Annotated in this window: 2 protein-coding genes; both read right to left on the bottom strand. The window is 78.8% G+C overall.

Features of this window, described 5'->3' with window-relative positions; translation table 11 throughout:
• The coding region (locus J5O08_RS20450; RefSeq protein WP_218708748.1) for a glycosyltransferase at positions 1-2,056 on the bottom strand (2,056 nt) is incomplete at its 3' end.
• A 52-nt stretch (positions 2,057-2,108) separates the two neighbouring features.
• The coding region (locus J5O08_RS20445) for a glycosyltransferase family 4 protein (RefSeq protein WP_218708746.1) at positions 2,109-3,332 on the bottom strand (1,224 nt) is incomplete at its 5' end.

Raw genomic sequence — 3,332 nt, 5'->3', positions numbered from 1 at the left:
AGAGCCGCAGCCGCAGCCGGGCGGCGGCGCCGCGGTCGCCGGGGAGCAGCGCGCGCGGCACCGCGCCGAGCGCCACGGCCGCGCGGGCGGACGCCCAGCCGGCCGCGCCGTGGTGCGTCCGGAAGTACCGCTCCTGGGACGCGTGGAAGTGCGTCTCGCGCCGGGTCGGGTCGGTGCTGGTGCCGGCGCCGACGTGGCCGGCGAGGACGTCCTCCACCACGGCCGAGCGCCAGCCGGCGTCGTGCGCGCGGCGCTGCCAGTCGGTCTCCTCGGAGTACAGGAAGAACCGCTCGTCGAACCCGCCGACCGCGGCCAGCGCCTCGGCCCGGAGCAGCAGCACGGAGCCGATCACGAAGCCGCCGGCGGTCTCCGGGACGCCGAGGCCCGCGGCCTGGCGCCACGCGGCGGCCGGCGTCGGGAACGGCCAGCGCACCCGGGCCGGGGCGCCGTCGTCGTCGACCTGGGCGGGGCCGACGGCGGCGAGGTCGGGCGCTGCGCGCAGGGCGCGGTGCAGCGCCCGCACGCCGGCCAGGTCGACCCGGGCGTCCGGGTTGAGCAGCAGGACGTCCGCGCCGGGGCGCGCGCTGCGCACCCCGAGGTTCACGGCGGCGGCGAACCCGAGGTTGGCCCCGGGGTCGAGGTAGCGCGCCCCGGCGGCCTCGGCGACGCGGCGCACCTCGGGGTCGCCGGAGTTGTCGACGACGGTCACGCGCAGCGCGCCGGCCACGGGCGCGAGCGCCCGCGCGAGCAGCTCGGTGGCCCCGAAGGCGACGACGACGACCTCGGGGTCGCCTACGGCGCGCTCGCCGAGATCGGTGGTCCCGCTCGAGATCGGTGCCTGGAACCGCCGATCTCGGGGCGAACCACCGATGTCGGCGCCTGCAGCGCCCGCGACGACCTCGCGGTACATCGCCTCGTAGCGCTCGGCGATCGCCGACCACGTGTACTCGGCTGCGCGCTCCGTGCCCGCCGCGCGCATGCGCGCCGCCCGGCCCGGCTCGTCCACGACCGCCACGAGGGCGGCGGCCAGCGCCGCGGCGTCGCCCGGGGGCACCAGCGTGCCGGCACCGCCGACGACGTCGCGCAGCGCCCCGCTGTCCGAGGCGACCACGGGCACGCCCGCGGCCATCGCCTCGACCGCGACCCGGCCGAACTGCTCGAGCCAGCCGGGCGTCGGCACGGACGGCACCGCGAGCACGTCGAGGCCCCGGTAGAACGCGGCGAGCGCCTCCCCGGAGAGGTGCCCGTGGAACGTGACGCGGCCCGCCAGCGCGGGCGTCGCGGCCCGGGCGCGCAGCGCGGCCTCGTGCGGGCCGGCCCCGGCGATCGCCACGGTGATCCGCGGGTCGGCCTCGGCGGCGTCGAGCAGCACGTCGAGCCCCTTGTGCGGGTGCAGGAGGCGGCCGACGTAGCCGGTGCGTGCGGGGGCGGCCGCACCGACTACGCCGGCGTCCGTGGGGGCGCCCTCGTCCCGAGCGCCCGTCGTCCGGTCGCCCGCGTCCTGAGCTCCCGGGTGCCCGGCGCCCGCGTCCTGCGCGCCGGGGGGTTCGACGCCGAGGCCGATGACGTGCGCGGGGGCGGTGAGCCCCTTGGCACGCAGCACGTCGCCGGCCTCGGCGTTGCACACGCTGACCGCGCCCGCACCGCGCAGCGCCCGGCGCTCCCACCAGCGGAACGGCACGGGGTAGCGCTTGGCGATGTTCTGCGCGGAGTAGAGCACGTAGGGGACGCGCGACCGGCGCAGCGCCCGGAGCAGCAGCACCTCGGCCGTGGCCAGGGCGGCGGGCTCCTCGTGCAGGTCGAGCACGTCCCAGTCCTCGCCGAGCGCGCGCCAGATCGGGCGCGGGTCGTAGAGGAACACGTTCGGGTGGCCGCCGATCGTGCGCACGCCGACGACGTCCTCGCCCGGCTGCGGCTTGAGGTCGACGTCCCGGCCGCCCTCCTCCCAGGTGCGCGCGCTCAGCGTCCGCACCGTCAGGCCGCGGGCGCGCAGGGCGGCCTCGCGCCCGCGCCACGCCGTGACGACGGCGCTGTGGGACACCCGGAGCACGCGCATGGGGACCATCGTGCCGGTCACCTCCACAAATCGGACATCTGGTGCAAAAGGTTCACCCGACCGGCGTGGGTGAAACACCCGCCACCTCGGTGAGCACGGCGTCCAGCTGGCCCCGCGCCCAGGCCCAGTCGTGGGTCCGCGCCCAGGACCGGCAGCGCGACCCGATCCGGCGGCGCAGCGCCTCGTCGTCGGCGAGGGCCTCGAGCGCCGCGGCGAGCTCCGCCGGGTCGTCCGGGCGCACCAGCACGCCCGCGTCGCCCGCGACCTCGGGGATGCCGCCGATCGCCGACGCCACGACGGGGACCCCGCTGGCCATGCCCTCCATGACGGTGAGCGCGAACGGCTCCGCCCACCGCGAGGGCACGACCACGACGTCCGCGTCCCGGTACACCGCGGCCACCTCGGCGCGGGGGGTGAACGGCAGCAGCCGCACCCGGTCGCCCAGCGCCGCGGCCTTCGCGCGCAGGTCCCGCTCGTACGGCGACGGGGCCGCGCCCGCGTCGAAGTTCTGCGAGCCGACCATGGTCAGCTCGACGTCGTCCCGGCCGAGCCGCGCGACCGCGTCCAGGACCACGTCCGCGCCCTTGTCCGGGATCATCCGGCCGACGAACAGCACCCGCAGCCGCTCGCCGCGCCCCGGGTCCGCGCGCGGCACGAACCGGGTGGTGTCGACGCCGTTCGGCACGACCCGGAGCCGGTCGCGCAGCCGCGCGGGCAGGTGCGCCGCGGTCTGGTCGGCCAGCGCGCCGCTCACGCAGACGATCGCGGCGGCCCGGCCGAGCACCTTGTCGGCCTCCCGGGGGGAGTAGGTGCGCAGCAGCAGGTTGTGCGCGTACAGGACTGCCGCGTGCCGGTCGTGCACCAGCGGGACGAGCTGCGGGGCGTTGTGCGCGAGCACCACACCGGGCTCCCACGCGTCCTGGTCGCCGAGCGTCGGGCGCAGCGCGCGCCGCACGCCCGGGCGGGGGAGGCCCAGCCGGCCGGCGAGGGCGTCGACGTACCGGTCTGCCGGGCGCGCGCCCGCGAGCGGGTAGCCCACCGGCTCGGCGCTCGGGTACCGGTCGGGGTAGGTGCCGTCCGCGACCACCACGCGCGGCCGCGGGGCCGCGCCGGCCGGGAGCGCCGCGCACAGGCCGTCGACGACCGTCGGGATCGCCGAGCCGGTGCGCGGGGAGAAGTGGTCGCCGGGCGTGAGCACGTGCACCTCGGGCACGCGCGCGGCCGCGCCCGCTTCCCCGCGCGCGGCAGCGCCGGCCGCGCCGGCCGCACCCGCGCC

Source organism: Cellulomonas sp. PS-H5 (genome assembly GCF_019265565.1).
GTDB lineage: Bacteria > Actinomycetota > Actinomycetes > Actinomycetales > Cellulomonadaceae > Cellulomonas.
The sequence above is the reverse complement of the archived record's forward strand: the minus strand, read 5'-3'. Positions and strand labels throughout refer to the sequence as shown.